Source organism: Streptomyces sp. NPDC001530 (assembly GCF_042894545.1).
Classification (GTDB): Bacteria; Actinomycetota; Actinomycetes; order Streptomycetales; family Streptomycetaceae; genus Streptomyces.
Genome location: NZ_JBIAVS010000054.1, coordinates 1 through 22875, shown reverse-complemented (window position 1 = coordinate 22875; position 22875 = coordinate 1). Strand labels below are relative to the sequence as shown.

Here is a 22875-nt window from a genome sequence, read left to right as displayed (position 1 = left end):
CGCCCGGTTACATTCCGAACCCGGAAGCTAAGCCTCACAGCGCCGATGGTACTGCAGGGGGGACCCTGTGGGAGAGTAGGACGCCGCCGAACAATCTTTGGAGGACCTCTGGTCCCAGCGACTCGCTGGGACCAGAGGTCCTTTTTTGTTTTTACGAAGCGCGCCGGGTACCTGGCTGCGCGAGAATGACTTTGCGGTACCGAAGACAGGAGTCACCCATGTCCACCAACTCTCCCGATGAGCGACCGGAGCGCGATCAGCGCCGCCGGGACAGTGGTGACCGCGGCGGCTACCGCGGGGGCCCCCGCCGTGACAGCGACCGGGGTGGCGCCGACCGTGGCGGCTACGGCCGGCGTGACGACCGCCGTGATGACCGCCGTGACGGTGACCGAGGCGGTGATCGAGGCGGTGATCGAGGCGGGGACCGCGGTGGCTTCCGCCGCGATGACAGCCGTCGTGATGACAGCCGCGGTGGCGGCGGTTTCCGTGGCCGTGATGACCGGCGCGAAGGCGATCGCGGAGGCCGTCCGGCGTTCCGGCGCGACGACCGCCCCAGCGGCCCGCGCCGCGACGACCGTGACCGTGACCGTGGCTTCCGGCGCGACGGCGACCGTCCCGCGTTTCGTCGTGACGACCGCGCCAGCGGCCCGCGGCGCGATGACGACCGTGGTGGCTTCCGCCGCGACGACCGTCGCGATGACCGTCGTGACAGTGGTGACCGCGGTGGCTTCCGCCGTGACGACCGTCGTGACGATCGGCGGGATGACCGGCGTGACGATCGTCGGGGCGATGACCGTGGCGGTTTCCGTCGCGATGACCGTCGTGACAGTGGCGACCGTGGTGGCTTCCGTCGCGATGACCGCGACCGCGACCGTGGCTTCCGGCGCGACGGCGACCGTCCGGCCTTCCGTCGTGACGACCGGCCCAGCGGCCCGCGGCGCGATGACGACCGTGGTGGCTTCCGCCGCGACGACCGTCGCGATGACCGTCGTGACAGTGGTGACCGCGGTGGCTTCCGCCGTGACGATCGGCGGGATGACCGGCGTGACGATCGTCGGGGCGATGACCGTGGCGGTTTCCGTCGCGATGACCGTCGTGACAGTGGCGACCGTGGTGGCTTCCGTCGCGACGACCGCGGCGACTTCCGGCGTGACGACCGCCGCGAAGGTGACCGTCCGGCTTTCCGCCGCGACGACCGACGTGATGACCGACGTGATGACCGCCGTGACGACAGCCGGGGCGGCGGCTTCCGTGGCCGTGACGAGCGCGGACGCGGTGGCCCGCGCCGTGACGACAGGGGCGGGCGCCCCGGTGGCTTCCGTGGTCGTGACGACCGTAGGGGCGACGACCGGCGCGGCGACGACCGGCGCGGGGGCGGACGTTTCCGCGACGAGCGGGACCGTGACCGTGAGCCGATCAAGCGGCTGCCGATCCCTGATGACGTCACCGGCGAGGAGATCGACAAGGACGTACGGCAGGAGCTCCAGAGCCTGCCCAAGGGGCTTGCCGAGGATGTCTCCCGGAACCTGGTGATGGTCGCTCGGCTCATCGACGAGGACCCCGAGGGTGCGTACGCGTACTCGAAGATTGCCCTGCGGCTGGCGTCGCGCGTCGCCGCCGTACGCGAGGCGGCCGGTTTCGCCGCGTACGCGAACCAGAAGTACAGCGAGGCGCTCGCCGAGTTCCGGGCCGCGCGGCGGATGACGGGCAGCGTGGAGCTGTGGCCCGTCATGGCGGACTGTGAGCGCGGTCTGGGCCGGCCCGAGAAGGCGCTGGACATGGCCGGCGCGCCCGAGGTGCAGAAGCTGGACAAGGCCGGTCAGGTCGAGATGCGGCTCGTGGCCGCCGGTGCGCGGCGGGACATGGGGCAGCTGGAGGCCGCCATCGTGACCCTCCAGAGCCCGGAGCTCGCCTCGAACTCCGTACAGCCCTGGACCGCGCGACTGCGCTACGCGTACGCCGACGCGCTCCTCGCCGTCGGCCGTGAGGGCGAGGCGCGCGAGTGGTTCGCCAAGGCTGTCGAGTCCGACAAGGACGGCAGCACGGACGCCTCCGACCGGCTCGCGGAGCTGGACGGCGTCGAGTTCGTCGACGCGCTCGTCGAGGACGCGGAAGAGGACGCGGACGAGGGCGCGACGGCGATCGAGACCGAGACCGAGACCAAGTTCGAGGTTGAGGACAAGGGCGACGACGAGGACGAGGCTGCCGAGGCCGCGCAGGGCCCCGTCGACGACGAAGAAGACGGTTCCGAGGACGACGCTCCTCAGAGTTGACGTCTAAGGCGTACCGCGAAACTGACGGGCGGCGGGATTCCGGAAGGAGTCCCGCCGCCCGTCGGCGTTTCAGAGCGCGAGTGTGCGCAGCACCAGCCCGGACGCCGGCTTCGGGCCGAACGATGTCGACTTGCGGGGCATCGTGACGCCCTGGCGGGCGAGGTCGCGTACGACCTCCTCGCGGACCGGGTGCATCAGGACGGCCGTACCGCCGTCGCGCTCCGCCTTCTCGACCGTGGCGGTCGTGTCGTGGATGTACGCGATGTGCGAGGGCGAGTCCTCCGGAATGCCCCAGACGTGGTCGAGGAGCGTGGCGTGCAGGACCGTCGCGTCCAGGGTGCGCCAGGCCTCGGGGCGGTCGGCCGGGATCGTACGGGCGAGGAGGTCTGGGTCCGGGCGGTCGACCAGGTGGAAGGCGCCATCGCCGGCAAGGAGGAAGGCGTTTCCCTCGGCGGCCGCTTCGGAGAGGGCCTGCAAGGCCTCGGCGAGGGGTACGTCGAGGCGGCGTACACGAAAGGAGTCCCCTAGGTCGGCCAGCGCGTCCGCGACCGGCAGGCGGGGCAGCAGACGGTGGATCGCGCGGACGCGGAGCGGATAGCGGGCCGTGTCCACCAGGAGGACCAGGCCGTAGTCCCAGGGGCTGGGGGTGGGGTGCTCGGCGCGCAGCCGCAGATAGGTGGCCCAGCGGTGGTGGCCGTCGGCGATGAGCGCCTGGTGGTGGCGGAGATCTGTCTGGATCTCGGCCAGCTCGGCCGGGTCGGTGACCGCCCACAGACTGTGGCTGAATCCGTCCTCCGTGGTCGTCGACAGCAGCGGAGGGCGTTCGGCGGCGCGCTCGATGACGGCGGCCGTGCCGACCCGGGCACCGTTGCCGCGGTAGGTCAGCAGCAGGGGTTCGAGGTTGGCGGAGGTGGCGCGCATCAAGTCCGCACGGTCCGCGATGACGTGGGGCATCACGTCCTCGTGCGGGAGGACGACGCAGTCCGCGGGCTCCGATAGGCGCAGGGCGCCGATGACGCCGCGTTGCAGCAGGTCGCCGTGGCGCTGCTCGTAGACGTAGAGGCCCGGTTCGGGGTCGGTCGTCAGGACGCCTTCCGACTGCCAGCGCTGCAGGGTTTCGGCCGCCTGCTGGTTGCGGGCGGTGGGTGTGCCGTCCTGGGGAAGGATCAGCCGGACGATGTTGTGGGGATCGGCGGATTCGAGTTCGAGCAGTCCGTCGGGCCGTACGACGACGTCGTACGGCGGGGATGTCACGGCGGCCAGGCTGCCGACCCGGTCGGGGTCGTAGCGCAGGCCCCGGAACGGGGTCAGTTCGAGGCCGCTGCGCGCCGGTGTCTCCTCCGCGGGACCTGCATAGTTCATTGAGGCATCGTAAGTGTGTCAGTGGGATGCGCGATGATCGGGGGAAAGCGATCGAACGAGGAGCGATGTGTAATGAGCCAGACCGTCAGGACGCGGCCCGAGGGCAGTGGCCAGGCCCTGAGCGAGGCATACGACACGGCGCTGCTCGATCTGGACGGGGTGGTGTACGCGGGCGGCATCGCGATCACGTACGCCGTCGAGTCCCTCGGAATGGCCCGCTCGGGTGGGATGCATCTGGCGTACGTCACGAACAACGCGCTGCGGACGCCGGACGTGGTGGCCGAGCACCTCAGCGAGTTGGGCGTACCGACGGCGGCCTCTGACGTCATCACCTCGGCTCAGGCTGCTGCCCGGCTCATCAGCGAACAGGTGCCAGCCGGCTCGCGCGTGCTGGTCATCGGCGGGGACGGGCTCCGGGTCGCGCTGCGCGAGCGCGGGCTGGAGCCGGTCGAGTCGGCCGACGACGACCCGGCGGCGGTCGTCCAGGGGTTCGGCGGCGCCGGCCTCACCTGGGGGCGCTTCGCGGAGGCGTGCTACGCCATCGCCCGCGGGGTGCCGTGGTTCGCGTCCAACACCGACCTGACGATCCCGAGCGCCCGCGGAATCGCTCCGGGGAACGGCGCGGCGGTAGAGGTCGTCCGCATTGCCACCGGCGCCGAGCCGCAGGTGGCGGGCAAGCCGCTGCCGCCGATGCACCGCGAGACGATCCTGCGGACCGGGGCGAAGCGGCCTCTGGTGGTGGGCGACAGGCTGGACACGGACATCGAGGGCGCGTTCAACGGCGAGGTGGACTCGCTGCTCGTACTCACCGGCGTGACGGATGGCGCGCAGCTCCTCGCGGCGCCGCCGCAGCACCGGCCGACGTACGTGGACGCGGATCTGCGCGGTCTGCTCACCGGGCAGCCGGAGGTCGTCGAGGCGGGCGGCGGGTTCCGCTGCGGCGGCTGGACCGCCACGGCCGGGAGCGAGCGGCTTGAGCTGGAAGGTGACGGCGAGGCTCTCGATGGGCTGCGGGCGCTGTGTGCGGCGGCGTGGACGGCGGCCGGGGAGGGCAGCTGCGAGCTGGACGGGGGGAAGGCGCTGGCGCGGCTGGGGCTTTGAGGTCCTGCCTGGGCTGTGAGCTGCTCTGAGTACCCTGCCTGAGCTGTGGCCCGCTCGGAGTGCCTGCCTGGGTTCCTGGGATCCTTCCTGTGCTTACCTGGGTTCCCGGGCGGCTCATCAGCGGTGACAAGAGCCGTGAGAGGAGTCGGCGTGGCGACGCGGCCGGCTCACGTGAGAGGAGCGGCGAGAGGAGCGGAGACAGGGATCGGGTCCTAATGCGAGGGTAGGCTAACCTAACCTCGTGTTGGTCGACAGTCCTCCCGAACAGCGCGCGGCGACCGCCCCCGCGCCCCCAAGCCGCCGGGCGATACGTGCCGTTGGGCTCCTCGCGTCGGTGGGCGTCCTGGTGCTCGTCGCCCTGGCGAGCATCGCGATCGGTGCGAAGGCGCTGCCGCTGGAGCAGGTCTGGCACGGCCTGTTCCACGACTCGGGGACGTACGCCGACGTCGTGGTCGCCGACCGGATGTCCCGTACCGTCCTCGGACTGCTGGTCGGCGCCGCGCTCGGGCTGTCCGGTGCCGTCCTCCAGGCGCTCACCCGCAATCCGCTGGCCGATCCCGGGCTGCTCGGCATCAACGCGGGCGCGTCCGCCGCGGTCGTCACCGCCATCACGTACTTCGGCGTCACGAGTCTGAGCGGCTATGTGTGGTTCGCCTTCTTCGGGGCGGCCGCGGTGGGGGCGCTGGTCTGGTTTCTGGGCGGCAGCCGGGGTGCGACGCCGGTACGGCTCGCGCTCGCGGGCACCGCGATCAGTGCCGCCCTCTACGGCTATCTCCAGGCCGTGATGATCATGGACGACGCCGCGCTCGGCAAGATGCGCTTCTGGACGGTCGGTTCGCTGGCCTCGGCCACCGACTCGACCATCAAGCAGGTGCTGCCGTTCCTGGCCGTCGGCACGATCATCGCGCTGGCCCTCGCACGGCCGCTGAACGCAGTGGCCATGGGCGACGACACCGCCCGCGCGCTCGGCGCCAACCTGAACCGGACCCGCGCGCTGTCCATGGCGGCCGCGACCGTGCTCTGCGGCGCCGCGACCGCCGCCTGCGGGCCGATCGTGTTCGTCGGGCTGATGGTCCCACACGTCGTACGGTCCTTCACCGGGCCCGACCTGCGCTGGATCCTGCCGTACGCCACCGTCCTGTCGCCCGTGCTGCTGCTCGGCGCCGATGTCGTCGGGCGGATGGTGGCCCGGCCCGCGGAGCTGCAGGTCGGCATCGTCACCGCGGTCCTGGGCGGCCCGGTCTTCATCTACCTCGTACGACGGCGGAGGACGGCGCAGCTGTGACGACCACACCCAAGCCGGCATCCGCCGTCCGCGCGGTCCGTACGCGGGGCGGCCTCTCCGTGCGGCTCGACGTCCGGGCGTTCACCGTCGTCGTGCTGCTGCTGATGGCCGTGCTCGCCGCGAGCGTGGTGCTGATCGGCACCGGCGACTTCCCGATCCCGGCCGTCGACGTCCTCAAGACGCTGGTCGGCAACGGCGACGCGGGCCAGGAGTTCATCGTCAACGACCTGCGGCTGCCGCGTGTCCTCGTCGGGCTGCTGGTGGGGGCCTCGCTCGGACTCGGCGGGGCGCTCTTCCAGTCCATCTCCCGCAATCCGCTGGGCAGTCCGGACGTGCTCGGCCTCGGGCAGGGCTCGACGGCCGGCGCGCTCATCATGATCGTGCTGTTCTCCGGAAGCGCGAACCAGGTCGCCCTCGGGGCGCTGATCGGCGGACTCGCGACCGGGCTCGCGATCTATCTGCTCGCGTGGAAGCGGGGAGTGCACGGTTATCGACTGGTCCTGGTCGGTATCGGTGTCTCCGCGATCGTCACGGCCGTCAACGGCTATCTGCTCACCAAGGCCGACATCGTCGACGCGGCCCGCGCGGTCGTCTGGATGACCGGCTCGCTCAACGGCCGTGACTGGGACCAGGTCTGGCCCCTGCTCATCATGTGCGCCGTCCTCGTACCGCTCGTCCTGGGCAACGCGCGGGGGCTGCGCATGATGGAGATGGGCGACGACGTCTCGTACGCCCTCGGAGTGCGCGTCGAGCGGACGCGGCTGCTGCTGATGCTGTCCGCGGTGCTGCTCACCGCGGGTGCCACCGCGGCCGCGGGGCCGGTCGGCTTCGTCGCGCTCACCGCGCCGCAGCTCGCCCGGCGGCTGACCCGGTCGCCCGGACCGAACCTGGTGCCGTCGATGTGCATGGGTGCCACCCTGCTGATCGTCGCGGACCTGGCCTCGCAGCGGGCCTTCGGCGCCGACCAGCTGCCCGTCGGCGTCGTCACCGGAGTCCTCGGCGGGGTCTATCTGCTGTGGCTCCTCGTCACCGAGCGCAAGGCAGGCCGGATTTGAACACCAAGAGGAGCGCTACGACTGTGAACCGCCTGTCCGCCGACAACGTCACCCTCGGATACGACCAGCGCGTCATCGCGGAGAAGCTGTCGGTGGAGATCCCCGACAACTCCTTCACCGTGATCGTCGGCCCGAACGCCTGCGGCAAGTCCACGCTGCTGCGCGCCCTTTCGCGCATGCTCAAGCCCTCCGAGGGGCGGGTGCTGCTCGACGGGCAGGTCATCCAGTCGATGCCGGCGAAGAAGGTCGCGCGGACGCTGGGGCTGCTGCCGCAGTCGTCGATCGCACCCGACGGGATCACGGTCGGCGACCTGGTCGGCCGGGGCCGCTATCCGCACCAGGGGCTGCTGCGCCAGTGGTCGACGGAGGACGAGCGGGTCGTGCAGGAGTCGATGGCCTCGACCGGGGTCGCCGAGCTCGCCGATCGCTATGTCGACGAATTGTCGGGTGGTCAGCGGCAACGCGTGTGGATCGCGATGGCACTCGCCCAGCAGACCCCGCTGCTGCTCCTCGACGAGCCGACCACCTACCTCGACATCCAGCACCAGATCGATGTGCTCGACCTCTGCGCCGTGCTCCACGAGGAGCAGGGCCGCACCCTGGTCGCCGTGCTGCACGACCTCAACCACGCGGCCCGGTACGCCACCCACCTCATCGCCCTGCGCGACGGCCAGGTCATCGCCGAGGGCGCGCCGAACGACATCGTCACGGCCGAGCTGGTCGAGGAGGTCTTCGGGCTGCGCTGCCAGGTCATCGACGACCCGGAGACGGGGACGCCGCTTGTGGTGCCGGCGGCGCGCAGGGCCCGCGTGGCGGTGACTGAGAGCCAGCGGTGACAGAGGGCTGGACGTGGCGGTGACTGAGAGCCAGCGGTGACCGAGGGCTAGAGCAGGGTCCTGAGCCGGAACAGGTCGCGCAGGCCCGCCTCCAGCTTCACCCGGCCCGAGCCCCAGGCCTTCGCGAAGTTCAGCTCGCCGTTCACCATCGAGACCAGGTCGTCGCCCTTCATGGTGAGCCGGATCTGGGCTCTTTCGCGGGGCGGGCCCTGGAGCGTCTCGAGCACCTCGATCCGGCCGTCCTTGAGCCGGCCCACGAAGGTGATGTCGAGGTCGGTGATACAGCAGCTCAGCGAGCGGTCCAGGGCCGCAGCGCTGCGTACGTCCCCTTCGGCGCCCGCCAGATTGTCAGAGAGCTTGTCGAGTGCGGTGCGGCACTCCTCAATCGTCGCCATCGTGATCGACGGTACCCCAGCGCTTCGCGGTAGCGTCGGGGCATGAGCGACACAGTTCCTGAGGCCGAGGTCCCGCCGGTGGTGGCGGTCGCGGAGCCCATGCGGGAGAGGGCGGAGCCGGAGCTCGCGGTCGGACCCGAGCCGGAGGTTGAGTCGGACGCCGGGCTCGCGGTCGGACCCGAGCCGGACGGGCAGCCGGATGCCGGGCTCGCGGTCGAACCCGCGTACGACCCCGCCGCCCCGGCCCCGCTGAACGTCGACCGCACCCCCACGGGCAACGCCGACGTCGACGCCCAGCTCGACCGGCTGGCCGACGCCGACCACCTCGCCACGGACGGACACGTCGAGGTGTACGAGGATGTACATCGGGGGCTGCGCGACGCGCTCACCGCGCTCGACGCCCGCCCGGGACCTCCGGTTCCCGCCCGTCACCCGACCACCACCCCTCAACGAGGCCCTTCGGGCCACCAGTCCCATTCGACGTACGACCGCAGGAGCTGAACCGAACGTGGCAGGAGTGGCACGCCGCCGCCTCGACGCCGAGCTGGTCCGCCGGAAGCTCGCCCGCTCGCGCGAGCACGCCAGCCAGCTGATCGCCGCGGGAAGGGTCACCGTCGGCAAGACCCTCGCGACCAAGCCCGCCACGCAGGTGGAGACCGCGGCCGCGATCGTCGTCACCCAGGACGACAGCGACCCCGACTACGTCTCGCGCGGCGGACACAAGCTCGCGGGCGCCCTGAAGGCCTTCGTACCGCAGGGCCTGAAGGTCGAGGGCCGGCGCGCGCTGGACGCCGGCGCGTCCACCGGAGGCTTCACCGACGTACTGCTGCGCGCGGGCGCCGCCCATGTCGTGGCCGTGGACGTCGGCTACGGACAACTCGCCTGGTCTCTTCAGAGCGATGAACGCGTCACCGTCAAGGACCGTACGAACGTACGCGAGTTGACGTTGGAGGCGATCGATGGGGAGCCCGTGGATCTTGTCGTCGGGGATCTGTCCTTCATCCCGCTCGGACTGGTGCTGCCCGCCCTGGTGCGGTGCGCGGCGCCGGATGCCGACCTGGTGATGATGGTGAAACCGCAGTTCGAGGTGGGGAAGGAACGGCTGGGGAGCGGCGGTGTCGTACGCAGTCCCGAACTGCGCGCCGAAGCCGTGCGCGCAGTGGCCGAGCGAGCCCGGCAGCTGGGGCTCGGAGTGCAGGGTGTGACCGCAAGCCCGTTGCCCGGACCCTCGGGCAACGTCGAGTACTTTCTGTGGCTGCGTGCCGGGGCACCCGAACTCGACCCGGCCGACGTTGACCGTGCAGTGGCGGAGGGGCCGCGTTGACACAGACCCGAGCTCGTACTGTTTTCCTGCTGGCCCACACCGGGCGGCCGGCAGCCATCCGCAGCGCCGAGCTGGTCGTCCAGGGGCTGCTGCGCTCCGGGATCGGCGTACGGGTCCTGGAGGCGGAGGCGGCCGATCTGCCGCTGCCGGGCCAGGTGGAGCTGGTCAAGGAGGCGACTCCGCAGTGCCTCGACGGCTGCGAACTGCTGATCGTGCTCGGCGGTGACGGCACGCTGCTGCGCGGCGCCGAGTTCGCCCGCGCCTCCGGGGTGCCGATGCTGGGCGTCAACCTCGGACGCGTCGGCTTCCTCGCGGAGGCCGAGCGCGACGACCTCGACAAGGTCGTCGACCGGGTCGTCACCAAAGCGTACGAGGTCGAGGAGCGCATGACCGTCGACGTCGTCGTGCACAGCAACGGTGACATCGTGCACACCGACTGGGCGCTGAACGAGGCGGCCGTGCAGAAGGCGGGCGCCGAGAAGCTGCTGGAAGTCGTGCTGGAGATCGACGGGCGACCGGTGACCGGGTTCGGCTGCGACGGAATCGTGCTGTCGACGCCGACGGGGTCGACGGCGTACGCCTTCTCGGCGGGCGGGCCCGTGGTGTGGCCCGAGGTCGAGGCGCTGCTCATGGTTCCGATCAGTGCGCACGCGCTGTTCGCCAAGCCGCTGGTGACCTCGCCGGACTCCGTGCTCGCCGTGGAGGTGCTGCCGCACATCCAGCCGGGCGTGCTGTGGTGCGACGGGCGGCGGACGGTGGAGCTGCCGCCGGGGGCGCGGGTGGAGGTGCGGCGCGGCGCCGTACCGGTGCGGTTGGCTCGGCTGCACCATGCGTCCTTCACCGACCGGCTCGTCGCCAAGTTCGCGCTGCCGGTTTCGGGGTGGCGCGGGGCGCCGCACTAGGCGTACGACGGCTTGTACGGCAGCCCACTCCCGCGGGTGACAATGGCCTCTTTGTGGGACCTTGTCACCTGCGCCTTCGCAGCAGCGGGGCGGGGCCCGTCGCACAGCCGGGCCCCGACCTCGTAAGGTCGTGTCCGTGTTGGAGGAGATGCGGATACGGTCGCTCGGAGTCATCGACGACGCGGTCGTCGAGCTGTCGCCCGGTTTCACCGCCGTGACCGGTGAGACCGGTGCGGGTAAGACGATGGTGGTCACCAGCCTCGGGCTGCTGCTGGGCGGGCGCGCCGACCCGGCGCTCGTACGGATCGGCGCCAAGAACGCCGTCGTGGAAGGGCGGATCGCCATGCCCACGGGCGGGACGGCCGTCGTACGGGCCGAGGAGGCCGGAGCCGAACTCGACGACGGGGCGCTGCTGATCAGCCGTACCGTTTCGGCCGAGGGGCGCTCGCGGGCACACCTGGGCGGGCGTTCCGTGCCGGTGGGCGTGCTCGCCGAACTCGCCGACGAGCTCGTCGCCGTGCACGGCCAGACCGACCAGCAAGGACTGCTCAAGCTGTCCCGGCAGCGGCAGGCCCTCGACCGGTACGCGGGCGACGCGGTCGCCGTGCCGCTCGCCAAGTACGCGGGCGCCTACCGACGGCTGCGGGCGATCTCGGCCGAGCTGGACGAGATCACCACGCGCGCGCGTGAACGCGCCCAGGAAGCCGACATGCTGCGCTTCGGGCTCGACGAGATCGAGGCGGTCGAGCCGCGGGCGGGCGAGGACGTGGAGCTGGCCGCCGAGGCCGAGCGCCTCGGCCACGCAGAGGCGCTCGCGTCGGCCGCCACGGCCGCGCACGCCGCGCTCGCGGGCAATCCCGAGGACCCGGAGGGCATCGACGCCACCACGCTTGTCGCGGGGGCGCACCGGGCCCTGGAGGCCGTACGGTCTCACGACTCCGCCCTGGCCGCGCTGTCCGGGCGGATCGGGGAGATCGGGATTCTGCTGGGCGATGTGGCGGGCGAACTGGCGGGGTACGCCGACGATCTGGACGCCGATCCGCTGCGGCTCGCGGCGGTCGAGGAGCGCCGGGCCGCGCTCACCCAGCTGACCCGCAAGTACGGCGAGGACATCAACGCCGTGCTGGCGTGGGCCGAGCAGAGCGCCGCGCGGCTCACCGAACTCGACGGCGACGACGAGCGGATCGACGAGCTGACCGCCGAGCGGGACGCGCTGCGGACCGAACTGGGCGGGCTCGCCCAGGGGTTGACGGATGCCCGTACGGAGGCCGCCGAGCGGTTCGCCGCCGCCGTGACCGCCGAGCTGGCCTCGCTCGCCATGCCGCACGCGCGCGTGTCGTTCGAGATCCGGCAGACCGACGACCCGGAGGGCGTGGAGGTCGCCGGGCGCACGGTGGCGTACGGCCCGGCGGGCGCCGACGAGGTCGAGCTGCTGCTCGCCCCGCATCCCGGGGCGCCGCCGCGGCCCATCGCCAAGGGGGCGTCGGGCGGTGAGCTCTCGCGCGTGATGCTTGCCGTGGAGGTCGTCTTCGCGGGTACGGATCCTGTGCCGACGTATCTGTTCGACGAGGTCGACGCGGGTGTCGGCGGCAAGGCGGCGGTCGAGATCGGGCGGCGGCTGGCCCGGCTCGCCAAGACCGCGCAGGTTGTCGTGGTGACGCATCTGCCGCAGGTGGCTGCCTTTGCCGACCGGCAGTTGCTGGTGGAGAAGACGAATGACGGGTCGGTGACCCGGTCCGGGGTGAAGGTCCTCGAGGGCGAGGACCGGATCCGTGAGCTGTCCCGGATGCTCGCCGGGCAGGAGGACTCGGAGACGGCTCGGGCGCACGCGGAGGAGTTGCTGGCGACGGCGCGGGCGGACGGCTAGCTGCCGGGGGGCGAGCCCCATGTGGGCCATCGTCCGTACGGCTACACCAGCGACGGCCGTGCGGTCATCGAGAAGGAGGCGGAGATCGTGCGCGAGGTCTTCCGCCGCTACCTGGATGGTGAATCACCGGAGGGGATCGCTCAGGACCTCATTGCACGTTCAATCCCCACAGCCAAGGGAAAGCCATGGCAGCCTGAGAACGTTCGCCATGTGCTGTCGTCCAACTTTGTGGCTGGCATCCGGATCCACCGGGGCGTAGAGGTGGGAGTCGGAGCGTGGCCCGCCATCATCGACCGTGGCCAGTGGGACGAGGTCCAACGGTTCAGGGAGTTTCGAGCCGCGCGCGCCAAGGGCAAGCAGAAGCGGCCGAGCCGGTATTACCTTCTGCGCGGAGTAGTGGCATGCGCATGTGGTGCACGCATGGCTGGTTCGCACGGCGGCAGGCGTGCGAACTACCGGTGCACCAATGCCGATGCCACCGATCAGCGGAAATGTAATCGCTCGATTCTGGCAGAACCCCTCGAAGAATTCGTCCGCGACGTGGCGATCAAGGTGCTGACCAAGCTGGACACCTCGGGTTACGAGCCCGCCACGACCACGCGCGCGGAAGCTGACGTGGTCGCGGACGAGAGGGACCGGGCCAAGCTGCAGGAACTGAAGGAGTTGTGGCTCAACGATGACGACTTCACGACCGCCGACTTCCAGGCCATGCGAGCGCCGATCATCAAACGCATGAAGGAGCGGCAACGGAGGACCGTCAAGCGGCCGATCACTGTCCTGGAGGGAATCGCCGGACCAGAGGCCGAAGCCAACTGGACGAGGCTGGAGAGCGGCGAGGAACACGCGCGCATGAACGCGATCTATCGGTTCCTGTTCGCTGCTGTGATCGTCCGCCCACCGACGTTGAAGGGCAGGGTGTTCGACACCGATCGAGTGGACATCGAGCCGAACCCGCTCGACTAGGAAGCGCATCGCAGGTAGATCCGCGAACGTCGAAAAAATCTTGCTTCGCGTGTGATTGTGCCCAGTGTTTGAGGTCAGCCGTGCCCTGGTGCCGGATCCGTCTGCGACACCGCATAACCGGCCACGGAGGGCCACCGAACTGTCAACACGACTGATTCTTCCTCGGCGAACCAGGAGTGATCGATTCCGTGCCCCCACACGACGTAGTCACCCTGTTGTTCCAAGAGGACACTGCGGCCGCGGAAGTCAACGCGGAAGCGCCCGCTGATGAGGACCAGGAGAGCTGTTCGTTCCTCGCCCTTCACCCACTCTGCTCGCTCATCACCGCACGGGTGAACGCCCCATTTGATCTCCACGGCCGAACTGTGCCGAGGGTCGCCAGCACCTTTGAAGTGCCCCAGGAGCCAACCCCGGTCGAGCGCTGCGTCCTTGCCGGCGTTCCCCACGTACACGCATCCATCCACGCACCCGGACACTAGCAGCGGGCTGCGTGAGCATGATCAACCCATCCGCGACGGATACTAGGAATCCCAGCAAGGTTCTCAAGCGCCTCCGAGAGAAGCATCGTGCCGCTGGGCAAACCTTTCCCGCCCCGGTCCGGAACAAGGTGACCGTTGAGGTGCTTCTTGACGATGAAGGCCATCAGCGCCTGTCCATCCCCGACGACGAGATCATCCGCCAGGCCATCAAGGTCCAGCAGATGGCGACCGGCGAAGTCACTCTCGCCTGCGTGGACGCAAGTATGGAGTTCCGGGCCTTGGCTAAGGGCCTCAAGGTCTTCGAAGTGCCTCCGTCGCCCAGGGCTGCGCAGAGCACCATTTGACCCGGCGACCGTTCGTGCCACTGTCATCAGCTTGGGAAGCTGCGGTCATTTGCGGCTAGTTGTGGCGCTGACCTGGGTGAACGGCCGAGCTTCCCTCGTGGTCCCCCCTGCTTCCCGCTGGATCTGGTGCGCTTGTGGTGCGATCCGTCTGCGTGCGGCATCGGCAGACGGATCGCACCAACGGGGGCTCCGACGCTGATTCAGAGATGTTGCCTAGCTGACCTGATGAGTCGTCTGATTTCGAAACGGGTCCGTGCTCTGCCATCTTCGAGTTGGGCTCTACTCTCCGCCCTGGCAAGAGCGTTGACCTCGTCGAGGACGGAATCCGCGGCATGGCTCAGCGTCTCGTCATCCGTGAGCATCTGGACCTTGAGCAGTGCCTCTTGCGCGCTGGAGCGCAGGGCAAATCCGCGGTTCCGCACAGCCTCAGCGTCCTCAGACGGCGGTTGTTCGTGCTCGCAGAACCAGAGGTGTATCAAGCAGCGGCGAAGGTTGATCATCACGCTGCCGTAGGCGGAGTATGCGTCGAGTCGTTCCTGCCGGAGCCCCTCACCACGGGTGAACTGGTGGCTTCTGTCGGTGGCGCGCTGCTGAAACGCCAGAGTGATTCCTGCGCCGAGCAGGGTTCCCAGGACGGCTATGGCACTGGCGATGATGGTTGCCATGCACCAAGCAGAGCACGCTTCGTCGCCCTTGGAAGGTCTGCAATACCAACTCGGCTACCCCCAACACGCTTTCCAACTGTGGTGGTGGGGTGCGGGGCTGGGTGCAGGAGCGTTCACCTGCGTTCATGGGCGGTTGGTCGTTCACTCGCCGTTGACCTCCGATCTTCCCTGAACGACTGTGAACCGTGCTGAATAAGACGGAAAATCAGACGGTCGGCCGAGGGCAGTACGAGGCAGTTGAGCTCTAGATGCGGGAGATCCACAGCGCTCGCACGGTCGATACCTCACACCCCGTGCATCGCCCAGCAGCATCCAACTGGCTTCAGCTAGGTGTCGTCCGTCGCCGACCACGAGGCCGCAGTGCTCGTTACCGTGGAAGACCTCGCGGCTACCGGCAGCACTGGCGCGCACCAATACCGCTGGCTCCCTGGAGCGGTCGATACCTTCGTCTGCGTAACACTCTTGCATGTACTCCATCGCGTCACGCTGGTCAGACGCACTGGTATACGGCAGCTCTCTTCCCCGCATGCTGATCCTCCGTCTGGGCCTGGGTCCCATCGCTTGGTCATGCATGCGTAGCGCAAGTCGTCTTCTCAGCCGCCCGGTTCAGCGAAACGCAGCAAATCTGCCCTTGGCTGTGCTACCCAGATCGACGCATCCGCTAAGCCGCGCCGTCGAGTGCTGCGGCTGTCCGCCGTCGTTGCAGCGCTGCCGCCGGCGACCTCGCCCTGTGACCACCGCTTTAGGAGGGCAACTGGGTCTATGACCTACGGCTCCTACCTGCGTCTTTCCCATCCAGGATCGCATGTGGGCCTCCTGGGCGTGCAGGTTTCGCCTGTAGTTCAGGGCCGAGGGCGTGGCCAGTGTGGGGGCTCCTTGAGCGTAGCTCTGACCGGAGGTCTGCGAGGCGCTGAGGGTGATCCTCGTGAGGCTTGGCTGCAATGCCTGTCCGTGCCGCCGTTGGCGACGGGAGGGGAACCGTTCAGCTGATGCTCGCAGTCAGCGGGTGCCTCGGCGGCCGCTGCGAGCCACACACTCCTCGACTTCATTTGCTGATGTCCGGCCACTGGAGGTCGCTGGCCCGGATGCCGCCAGCAGGGTCTCTCCATGCGCGGACTGTGGCCTGATGCCAATGGAGTTCGCAGCCGGGACGCAGTGCTCGTGCAGCCCAGCCGTGTGTGCGTTCGCACGGGATATCGGCCCCGGCCGTGTAGGCAGCGAGGGCGGCGTCGTGGGCTTCGCGTGCGTTTCGCAGCGCCTCGCGCATCGAGGCTGCGCAGCCTGTGAATACATGCCAGCCGCGTTGGTCAGGGCGGTCTGAGTTGCTTGTCGGAACGGTCACTTGAAAGTGCGGGTCGTTCATGGCGCATCGGCTTCCGTCATCGTTGGTCGCGGTCGTTGTCCGCATGCGTTCGTGCTGTTGGCGCGGCATCGTTGATCCGCCGAGACGGGGATCAACGGCCGGACGCCGCGTTGGTGCGGGTGCTCGCGGCGGGAGGAGTGCGAGCAGTCGGGGCCCCTGACCTGCCGCGCGGGTCGGGGTGCCCCGGCCGAACCCTGTGCGTGCTCCGGATCGAGCAGCTCGTGCCGGGTGGCCCGACCGTCAGGGCACGGTGTACCCGCCGTCGACGGGAAGCGCGATGCCGGTGACGAAGCTCGACTTGTCCGAGCAGAGCCAGACCACGGCGTCGGCGATCTCCTCTGCACGGGCGATCCGCCCCAGGGGGTGGGCCGTGTCAAGCGACTTACGCTGGTCCGTGTCCAGGGCCGCGATCATCGGCGTGTCCACGAGTCCGGGGCACACGGCGTTGATGCGGATGCCGTGGGGTGCGGCCTCGAGTGCCGAGCTCTTGGTCATGGCGATCTCGGCGGCCTTGGTGGCCGCGTAGCCGGAGTACCCGGGGACGCCGATCAGTCCGGCACCGGAGGACATGTTCACGATCGCCCCGGAGCCCTGCGCCGTCATGTGCCGGAGTTCGTGTTTCATCGACAGAAACACGCCGCGCACGTTGAGGGCGATCATGTGGTCGAGCATCCCGGTGGAGTAGTCCTTGGTGAGCTGGTACTCGCCGTCGTAGCCCGCGTTGTTCAGCGCGAGGTCCAGGCGGCCGGTGTCCGCGACGGCGGCCTGGACGGCTTTCTCCACCTGGGACTCGTCGGTGATGTCGGCCACCACGTAGCGGGCCGAGCCACCGGAGGCCTCTATCAGGCGAACGGTCTCCTTCAGGGTCGCTGCGGTGCGGCCGGCGACCGTCACCAGCGCTCCTTCGGCGGCCAGGGCCAGGGCGCTCGCCCGTCCGATGCCGCTGCCGCCGCCGGTGACGAGCGCGGAGGTGCCTGCAAACTGCTGGGTCATGATTGTGATCTCTCTCGTTGCAGGGGGGTGTTGTCTTTTACGGAGTGGTCGGTCAGGAGCGCCGAAGCACGGCGGTCACCCGCGGACAAGGGCTAGGCGGCCGGGGCACGGCGGCACCTCGCACCGGAGGGAAGCGAGGTGCCGCCGATCGCCGCGGGAGCGAAACCGTTCAGCCGGTGACCGGTGGTTCAGCAGTGGCCTCTGCAGGTGCCGCGGCTATGGGCGGCACGAGCGGACGGCCCGCCCGGCACGACGTCAGAGCTGTGCAGTGCCCTGGACGATGACCTCGTTGACGTTGACGTCGGCTGGCTGGGCGATGGCGTAGCCGATGGCCTGGGCGATGGCGGAGGCGTCGATACCGACCGTTTCGAGCGCTGACCGCACCGCGCCCTGCAGCTGGTCGTCGCCGCCGGAATGGGTGAGTTCGGTCTTGGTGAGGCCGGGGCTGACGACGGTGACGCGGATGTCGGCGGTCTCCTGGCGCAGGCCGTCGGACACGGCGCGTACGGCGAACTTCGTCGCGCAGTAGACGACTCCGGTCGGGTCCACGCGGTGTGCGGCGGTGGAGGCGACGTTGATGATCTGCCCGAACCGGCGCTCGCGCATGGCCGGGAGGACCGCCGCGATGCCGTGCAGCACGCCACGCAGATTCACGTCGATCATCTGGTCCCATTCGTCGACGCGCAGCTCCTCCATGAAGGAAAGCGGCATCACGCCGGCGTTGTTGACCAGGACGTCGATGCGCCCGTGGCGTTCGAGCACGTCGTCGGCGAAGGCCTTCACGCTGTCGCGGTCGGTGACGTCCAGCTGCGCGGACTCGGCCAGGTGGCCGGCCTCGGTGAGCTCGGTGACCAGACGGTCCAGGCGGTCCGTGCGCCGGGCGCCGAGGACGACGTGGTGTCCGGCGGCGGCCAGGTGGCGGGCAGTGGCCTCGCCGATGCCGCTGGACGCGCCGGTCACCAGGACGATCTTGCGGTCGGGGGAAGAGGTGGGGTACTGCACGATGATCTCCGAACTGGATGGGGATGTACGAGGTGGTGGGACGGCGGTGCCGTCGACTGTGCCTTCTGGCCGGTCGCGGCTCCGCCGGGGCGGTCGAGGGTGGTGCTCACGCGGCGAGCGCGGCCCTGGCCACGTGTCGATCGACTGTTGTGCCGCGGCCCTGGCCTGCGTTCCGGACCAGGGATGTCACCGGCGGCGCAGGCGCTTGTCGAGGAGGGCCGGCGGCTCGGTGGCGAAATTGTCGGCGGCATTGACCGCGGTGCCGGGCGCGACAATCTCGTCGATCCGGTCGAGGATGTCGTCACTGAGTTCGACGTCGGCGCCGGCGAGCAGGCCGTCCAGCTGGTCGCGGGTCCTCGGCCCGATGAGCACCGATGTGACGGCCGGGTGGGATCGCACGAACGCCAGGGCCAGATGAGTCAGTGGCATGCCCGCGTCCTGTGCCACCTTGGCAAGCTCACGCACGGCCGTGACCTTGGCCTGGTTGGCGGGCTCGCTGAGATCGAATTGGCCTGCCGCGATACGGGCGCGGACCCGCGTGGTCGGGTCGGCGCCGGACAGCCAGCCGCTGGACAGGGGAGCGTAGGTCAGCACGCCCATGCCGTAACGCTGAGCGGTGGGCAGAACGGCCTCCTCGATGGTCCGGCTGAGGATCGAGTACCGCGGCTGCTCGGTGAGGAAGCGTCGGTGACCGCCCTTCTCGGCGGCCCACTGTGCCTCCACGATGCGCTCGACGGGAAAGGTGGATGAACCGATCGCCCGGACCTTGCCGGCGCGGACCAGATCGGACAGGGTCGCCAGGGTCTCGTCCAGGTCGGTGTCGTAGTCGGGGCGGTGCATTTGATAGAGGTCGATGTAGTCGGTGTCCAGCCGCCGCAAGCTGTCCTCGACCGCGCGCTTGATCCACCGCGCGGAGCCGCCGGCGTGGTTGGCGTCCGCACTCATCGGAAGGCCGAACTTCGTCGCCAGCACCACCTGATCGCGACGGCCCTTGAGCGCTTTGCCGACGATCGCCTCGGACTCGCCTTCGGAATACACATCGGCGGTGTCGATGAAATTGATGCCGTCGTCCAGCGCCGCGTGGATGATGCCGACGGCGTCCGCGTGGTCGGCATTTCCGGAGCTGCCGAATTCACCGAAATTCATCGCCCCGAGAGCGAACTCGCTCACCGATATTCCGGTGGCACCGAGAATCCTGCGCTTCATGGGTGCTTCTCCCTTGCCTGTATCCGTCCCGGCCCTTGTCACCGGGTGACACATCAAGAGCACCATCGGCCGGGAACACCAGGAAGAGCTCTCCTTGGCCCGGGGTCCGGCCTACGGGGGGTACGGCAGTACCCCCGCAGGCAAGGAAGGGGCCAGCTTGCAGAGCTAGCCTGAAATACATGAGCCAGCACGTGCCCGAGCCCGATATCCGGGATTTCCTGCGGACACGCCGGGCCCGTATCACCCCGGAGCAAGCCGGTCTTCCCCCGCACCCGGGCGTGCGCCGGGTTCCTGGTCTGCGGCGTGAGGAAGTCGCCCAGCTGGCCGGGGTGAGCGTGGACTACTACGTACGGCTGGAACGCGGGCGCACCGCGAGTGTCTCGGCTGCCGTCCTGGACGCCGTCGCTCGCGCACTGCAACTCAACGACACCGAGCGTAACCATCTGTTCGCCCTGGCCAACCCCACCCGGCAGCGCCCGCATGCCAGGGTGGCCCAGCGTGCCCGCCCCGGGCTGTTGCAGGTGCTGGAGAACATCGCCGACGTTCCGGCCCTGCTTCTGGGTCACCGCCTGGACGTGCTGGCCACGAATCACCTGGCCCGCGCGTTTTACCGTGATTTCGAGGGCCTGCCGGACGGCGCGTTGAACATGGCCCGCTACATGTTCCTCGACGCGGCGGCCCGCGATCTCTACGCCGACTGGCCCGCCACCGCCCGCGAGAACGTGGGCATGCTGCACCTGTACGCCAGCCACCATCCGCGCGATCCCCACCTCGCCCGGCTGGTCGGCGAACTGTCCGTCGCCGACCGGGACTTCCGCCGATGGTGGGCGGAACACGACGTGTACCAGCCCAAGTACGGATCCAAGCGCTACCACCACCCACTGGTCGGCGACCTCACCCTCGGCTTCGAAGCCTTCACGCCCGTGGGTGACCCCGACCAGACGCTTGGCCTGTACACCGTCGAACCCGGATCACCGTCGGAAAACGCCCTGCGCTTGCTTGCCAGCTGGACCGCGGACAGCACGCACATCCAGCCCGAAGGAGGCTTGAGGGGTGCGCCTGGCCCGCCCGGCCGTGGGGCGGCGGGGCGAGCCTGAGAGACGGGGCTCGGATCGATCAGTACTCCAGTCAGATTTCGTGTCCTGAGCTGGATCCTCTTTGGTAGCGGTAGCGGTAGCGGTAGCGGTAGCGGCGGGCTGCGGCTTGGTGGCGTCTGCGCGAGTGGGACAGGGCCCTGCACGGAAGGAACGCCGATCAGGCAAGGCGGCACCGTGCCCCCGCGGCCGCGTTCGCGGCGGCTTCGGCGATGCCGGCGTCGAGCCTGTCGCGGGTTGCGGCCAGCGCGCTGATCTGCCGGTCGATGCGCTCTCTTTCCGCCGCGAGCCGCTCGAGCAGCGGCGGCGTCACCATGCCGGTCGCGAGGTACGGCAGGATTTCCGCGATCGACTTGCTCGGCAGCCCTGCCTGGTACATCTCCTGGATCAGATGGACGTGCTTGACCGCGCTGTCCGGGTAGTGCCGCTGCCCACCTGGGCTGCGCTCGGAGGCGAGCAGGTTCTGCTCCTCGTAGTAGCGCAGGGCTCGCACGCTGACCCCGGCCTTCGTGGCGAGTTCGCCGATGCGCATCGATGCCTCCCGTGTGACCTGGGTCACAGGACTTGCCTCTGACGTCAACGTCAGGTTTTAGCGTAGCCCGCGAACGACCCGACCCGCTTCCCGAGGCAAGAAAGAGCGACCGTGACCAGCATTTTCGACAGCTACCAGCTCGGAATCCTCAAGCTTCCCAACCGCATCGTGATGTCACCGATGACCCGGAACCGGGCCACGCCGGACGGCCTGGCGACGCCGTCGATGGCGACGTACTACGCCCAGCGCGCCACCGCCGGACTGATCGTCACCGAGTCCACCCAGCCCAGCCTGCAAGGACAGTCGGCCCCCTGCACCCCCGGACTTCACAACGACGAGCAGGTTGCCGCATGGCGGACGGTGACCACTGCCGTGCACGCCAATGGCGGGAGGATCTTCGCCCAGCTGCTGCACGCGGGACGGGTCAGCCACCCCGAGATCGCTGGCCGGCACCCTGTCGCGCCGTCCGCGATCGCCCTGAGCGCCGACGTGTTCACCGGCCCCAAGGGGCTTCTGCCCGCACCCGTCCCCCGCGCCCTTTCGGCGCAGGAAGTCAGGGACCAGGTACAGGCGTTCGCCGACGCGGCGCGCCGCGCGATCGACGCGGGCTTCGACGGTGTCGAACTGCAGGGCGCGAGCGGCTACCTCATCCAGCAGTTCCTGTCCTCGAACGCCAACCAGCGCACCGACGCCTACGGTGGTTCCGTCACGGGCCGCATCCGCTTCGCCGTCGAGGTGGCCGAGGCGGTCGCCGACGCCATCGGCGCCGACCGCGTCGGCATCCGCGTCTCCCCGGGGGGCCACGTCTGGGAGATGGTCGAAGACGACGTCCCGCAGCTCTACTCGGCCCTGACCGACGCGCTCGCACCGATCGGTCTCGCCTACATCCACGCCATTGCTACCACCGAAGAGGATGTGCTCATAGCGCTGCGCAAGGCGTGGCCCAGCACGTTCATCGTCAATCCGGGCGGTGCGTTCGGCCCGCGCTGCACCGACCGGGCGTGGGCCGACCAGTGGCTCGCCAACGGCGCCGACCTGATCAGCTTCGGCCGCGCCTACATCGCCAACCCTGACCTGGTGGAGCGCCTGCGCATCGGCGCCCCACTGAACGAGGCCGACCGCGACACCTGGTACGGCGGCGGCGACGCCGGTTACCTGGACTACGTCAGCCACCAGCACTGACCCACCGAGCCCCGGGCCGGGCTGCACCCGCCGCAAGGCTGTCCACAGCCCGGCTGGGCAACAACGTACGACAGGCGATCAAGCGCCAGATCGAGGGCTCCGGAGTCTGCTGTGCCCTGGGCACACCGCCGACGCGGCTCCTGCGTCGTTACCCGGGACCGTCGGGCGGCTGTCAACGAGGGCGGATCCACTGCAGACCGTAGCTGGGCGATTACAAAGCATCGTCATCAGGTCGGGGTGAAGGGTGAACGCGGTAGGTGAGAGCGGGGAGTTGGCCGCGAGAGCCGTTTCGAGGAAGCTGTGTGGCTTTGAGATAGCCGTGCACTTGAAGGAGGCCGAGGGCTGCTGCCGTGCTCCGTACTGTCGGGAAGGCGCGGCGGCGGGCGGTGACGAGTTCATGCGCTTTGAAGCTGGTTAGCTTCGTTCGCCGGATCCAGTCGAGCACCAGCTGGGCCCTCTCACTGTCCGTGTCCGTCTCCATGAGGTCGAAGGCCGCCAGACCATGAGTGGTGTAGTACTCGCCGATGGCGATGGCGCGCTCGATCGTGGCGGCCTCGAAGCCAGTAGAGAAAGTTGTAACTCGAAGTTGTGCCCTTCTCTGTCCGGTCCCGGGAGATGCTTGACACTTCGGTCCCAGCTGATGGTTGACAGT

22 protein-coding genes, 1 rRNA gene and 1 pseudogene are annotated in these 22875 nt (G+C 69.4%); 15 read left to right on the top strand and 9 right to left on the bottom strand.

Annotated features, from left to right (window positions below):
* The 3 genes from rrf to ACFY0T_RS49380 all read left to right on the top strand — a co-directional run.
* Positions 1–92: ribosomal RNA gene (gene rrf / locus ACFY0T_RS49390) — 5S ribosomal RNA — on the top strand; the annotation flags it as partial.
* A gap of 145 nt (positions 93–237) precedes the next feature.
* On the top strand, positions 238–1533 hold the full coding sequence (locus ACFY0T_RS49385) for a hypothetical protein (protein ID WP_388885597.1): 1296 nt from the start codon (positions 238–240) through the stop codon (positions 1531–1533).
* Positions 1425–2273, top strand: a complete 849-nt coding sequence (locus ACFY0T_RS49380) for a hypothetical protein (RefSeq protein ID WP_388885595.1) — start codon at positions 1425–1427, stop codon at positions 2271–2273. The genes ACFY0T_RS49385 and ACFY0T_RS49380 overlap by 109 nt, the downstream gene beginning before the upstream one ends.
* A 69-nt stretch (positions 2274–2342) precedes the next feature.
* On the opposite strand, the gene ACFY0T_RS49375 is transcribed toward ACFY0T_RS49380, so the two are convergent.
* The gene (locus ACFY0T_RS49375; RefSeq protein ID WP_388885586.1) at positions 2343–3635 is read right to left on the bottom strand and encodes a DUF1015 domain-containing protein; all 1293 of its coding nucleotides are present in this window, start codon (positions 3633–3635) and stop codon (positions 2343–2345) included.
* A 72-nt stretch (positions 3636–3707) separates the two neighbouring features.
* Between ACFY0T_RS49375 and ACFY0T_RS49370 the strand changes: the two genes are divergently transcribed.
* The 4 genes from ACFY0T_RS49370 to ACFY0T_RS49355 all read left to right on the top strand — a co-directional run bounded on the left by ACFY0T_RS49370 (position 3708) and on the right by ACFY0T_RS49355 (position 7912).
* Positions 3708–4736: an HAD hydrolase-like protein gene (locus ACFY0T_RS49370; protein WP_388885583.1), complete on the top strand. Its 1029-nt coding sequence runs from the start codon at positions 3708–3710 to the stop codon at positions 4734–4736.
* 241 nt (positions 4737–4977) lie between these two features.
* Positions 4978–6021 (top strand): FecCD family ABC transporter permease, encoded by a 1044-nt coding sequence (locus ACFY0T_RS49365; RefSeq protein WP_388885582.1) that lies wholly within the window; start codon positions 4978–4980, stop codon positions 6019–6021.
* Positions 6018–7076: a FecCD family ABC transporter permease gene (locus ACFY0T_RS49360; RefSeq protein ID WP_388885580.1), complete on the top strand. Its 1059-nt coding sequence runs from the start codon at positions 6018–6020 to the stop codon at positions 7074–7076. The genes ACFY0T_RS49365 and ACFY0T_RS49360 overlap by 4 nt, the downstream gene beginning before the upstream one ends.
* Entirely contained in the window at positions 7037–7912 is an 876-nt protein-coding gene (locus tag ACFY0T_RS49355; protein WP_388885577.1) for an ABC transporter ATP-binding protein, read from the top strand. Before ACFY0T_RS49360 ends, ACFY0T_RS49355 begins: the two co-directional genes overlap by 40 nt.
* 47 nt (positions 7913–7959) lie before the next feature.
* Here ACFY0T_RS49355 and ACFY0T_RS49350 read toward each other — a convergent pair whose 3' ends face one another.
* Positions 7960–8307, bottom strand: coding sequence for an SCP2 sterol-binding domain-containing protein (locus ACFY0T_RS49350; protein WP_388885574.1), 348 nt, complete (start codon positions 8305–8307; stop codon positions 7960–7962).
* Between the two features lie 99 nt (positions 8308–8406).
* Here ACFY0T_RS49350 and ACFY0T_RS49345 point away from each other — a divergent pair, with 99 nt between their 5' ends.
* The 5 genes from ACFY0T_RS49345 (at position 8407) to ACFY0T_RS49325 (ending at position 13363) form a co-directional block, all read left to right on the top strand.
* Positions 8407–8808 (top strand): hypothetical protein, encoded by a 402-nt coding sequence (locus tag ACFY0T_RS49345; protein ID WP_388885592.1) that lies wholly within the window; start codon positions 8407–8409, stop codon positions 8806–8808.
* Positions 8809–8815: 7 nt separating this feature from the next.
* The gene (locus ACFY0T_RS49340) at positions 8816–9631 is read left to right on the top strand and encodes a TlyA family RNA methyltransferase (RefSeq protein WP_388885571.1); all 816 of its coding nucleotides are present in this window, start codon (positions 8816–8818) and stop codon (positions 9629–9631) included.
* Positions 9628–10533 carry an NAD kinase gene (locus tag ACFY0T_RS49335; RefSeq protein ID WP_388885568.1) on the top strand — a complete coding sequence of 302 codons (906 nt, stop codon included), beginning with the start codon at positions 9628–9630 and terminating at the stop codon, positions 10531–10533. Before ACFY0T_RS49340 ends, ACFY0T_RS49335 begins: the two co-directional genes overlap by 4 nt.
* A 148-nt stretch (positions 10534–10681) precedes the next feature.
* Complete coding sequence (gene recN / locus ACFY0T_RS49330; RefSeq protein WP_388885589.1) at positions 10682–12400, top strand: DNA repair protein RecN; 1719 nt, start codon at positions 10682–10684, stop codon at positions 12398–12400.
* 21 nt (positions 12401–12421) lie between these two features.
* On the top strand, positions 12422–13363 hold the full coding sequence (locus ACFY0T_RS49325; protein ID WP_388885565.1) for a recombinase family protein: 942 nt from the start codon (positions 12422–12424) through the stop codon (positions 13361–13363).
* 74 nt (positions 13364–13437) lie between these two features.
* On the opposite strand, the gene ACFY0T_RS49320 is transcribed toward ACFY0T_RS49325, so the two are convergent.
* The gene (locus tag ACFY0T_RS49320) at positions 13438–13827 is read right to left on the bottom strand and encodes a signal peptidase I (RefSeq protein ID WP_388885562.1); all 390 of its coding nucleotides are present in this window, start codon (positions 13825–13827) and stop codon (positions 13438–13440) included.
* 26 nt (positions 13828–13853) lie between these two features.
* Here ACFY0T_RS49320 and ACFY0T_RS49315 point away from each other — a divergent pair, with 26 nt between their 5' ends.
* Positions 13854–14186 (top strand): hypothetical protein, encoded by a 333-nt coding sequence (locus tag ACFY0T_RS49315; RefSeq protein ID WP_388885559.1) that lies wholly within the window; start codon positions 13854–13856, stop codon positions 14184–14186.
* Between the two features lie 200 nt (positions 14187–14386).
* Here ACFY0T_RS49315 and ACFY0T_RS49310 read toward each other — a convergent pair whose 3' ends face one another.
* From ACFY0T_RS49310 to ACFY0T_RS49295, 4 genes are all read right to left on the bottom strand, one after another.
* Positions 14387–14851, bottom strand: coding sequence for a hypothetical protein (locus tag ACFY0T_RS49310; protein WP_388885556.1), 465 nt, complete (start codon positions 14849–14851; stop codon positions 14387–14389).
* Positions 14852–16454: 1603 nt separating this feature from the next.
* A complete protein-coding gene (locus tag ACFY0T_RS49305) occupies positions 16455–17207 on the bottom strand; it encodes a glucose 1-dehydrogenase (RefSeq protein WP_388885553.1) in 753 nt (250 codons plus the stop codon).
* 255 nt (positions 17208–17462) lie between these two features.
* Positions 17463–18209, bottom strand: coding sequence for an SDR family oxidoreductase (locus ACFY0T_RS49300; RefSeq protein ID WP_388885551.1), 747 nt, complete (start codon positions 18207–18209; stop codon positions 17463–17465).
* Positions 18210–18395: 186 nt separating this feature from the next.
* Positions 18396–19415, bottom strand: coding sequence for an aldo/keto reductase (locus ACFY0T_RS49295; protein ID WP_388885548.1), 1020 nt, complete (start codon positions 19413–19415; stop codon positions 18396–18398).
* 179 nt (positions 19416–19594) lie between these two features.
* Between ACFY0T_RS49295 and ACFY0T_RS49290 the strand changes: the two genes are divergently transcribed.
* Positions 19595–20512, top strand: a complete 918-nt coding sequence (locus ACFY0T_RS49290; protein ID WP_388885546.1) for a helix-turn-helix transcriptional regulator — start codon at positions 19595–19597, stop codon at positions 20510–20512.
* Between the two features lie 157 nt (positions 20513–20669).
* Here the strand turns inward: ACFY0T_RS49290 and ACFY0T_RS49285 are convergent, their stop codons facing one another.
* Positions 20670–21041: a MerR family transcriptional regulator gene (locus ACFY0T_RS49285; protein ID WP_388885543.1), complete on the bottom strand. Its 372-nt coding sequence runs from the start codon at positions 21039–21041 to the stop codon at positions 20670–20672.
* 111 nt (positions 21042–21152) lie between these two features.
* Here ACFY0T_RS49285 and ACFY0T_RS49280 point away from each other — a divergent pair, with 111 nt between their 5' ends.
* On the top strand, positions 21153–22223 hold the full coding sequence (locus ACFY0T_RS49280) for an alkene reductase (RefSeq protein ID WP_388885540.1): 1071 nt from the start codon (positions 21153–21155) through the stop codon (positions 22221–22223).
* A 211-nt stretch (positions 22224–22434) separates the two neighbouring features.
* Here the strand turns inward: ACFY0T_RS49280 and ACFY0T_RS49275 are convergent.
* Positions 22435–22875 (bottom strand): annotated as a pseudogene (locus ACFY0T_RS49275) (hypothetical protein); the annotation flags it as partial.

What these genes read in the sequence shown, in the direction of transcription:
- recN (WP_388885589.1), top strand. Translation starts at nt 10,682, where the DNA reads ATGCGGATACGGTCGCTCGGAGTCATCGACGACGCGGTCGTCGAGCTG.
- ACFY0T_RS49305 (WP_388885553.1), bottom strand. Translation starts at nt 17,207, where the DNA reads ATGACCCAGCAGTTTGCAGGCACCTCCGCGCTCGTCACCGGCGGCGGC.
- ACFY0T_RS49375 (WP_388885586.1), bottom strand. Translation starts at nt 3,635, where the DNA reads ATGAACTATGCAGGTCCCGCGGAGGAGACACCGGCGCGCAGCGGCCTC.
- ACFY0T_RS49290 (WP_388885546.1), top strand. Translation starts at nt 19,595, where the DNA reads ATGAGCCAGCACGTGCCCGAGCCCGATATCCGGGATTTCCTGCGGACA.
- ACFY0T_RS49285 (WP_388885543.1), bottom strand. Translation starts at nt 21,041, where the DNA reads ATGCGCATCGGCGAACTCGCCACGAAGGCCGGGGTCAGCGTGCGAGCC.
- ACFY0T_RS49345 (WP_388885592.1), top strand. Translation starts at nt 8,407, where the DNA reads ATGCGGGAGAGGGCGGAGCCGGAGCTCGCGGTCGGACCCGAGCCGGAG.
- ACFY0T_RS49385 (WP_388885597.1), top strand. Translation starts at nt 238, where the DNA reads ATGAGCGACCGGAGCGCGATCAGCGCCGCCGGGACAGTGGTGACCGCG.
- ACFY0T_RS49310 (WP_388885556.1), bottom strand. Translation starts at nt 14,851, where the DNA reads ATGGCAACCATCATCGCCAGTGCCATAGCCGTCCTGGGAACCCTGCTC.
- ACFY0T_RS49295 (WP_388885548.1), bottom strand. Translation starts at nt 19,415, where the DNA reads ATGAAGCGCAGGATTCTCGGTGCCACCGGAATATCGGTGAGCGAGTTC.
- ACFY0T_RS49350 (WP_388885574.1), bottom strand. Translation starts at nt 8,307, where the DNA reads ATGGCGACGATTGAGGAGTGCCGCACCGCACTCGACAAGCTCTCTGAC.
- ACFY0T_RS49370 (WP_388885583.1), top strand. Translation starts at nt 3,708, where the DNA reads ATGAGCCAGACCGTCAGGACGCGGCCCGAGGGCAGTGGCCAGGCCCTG.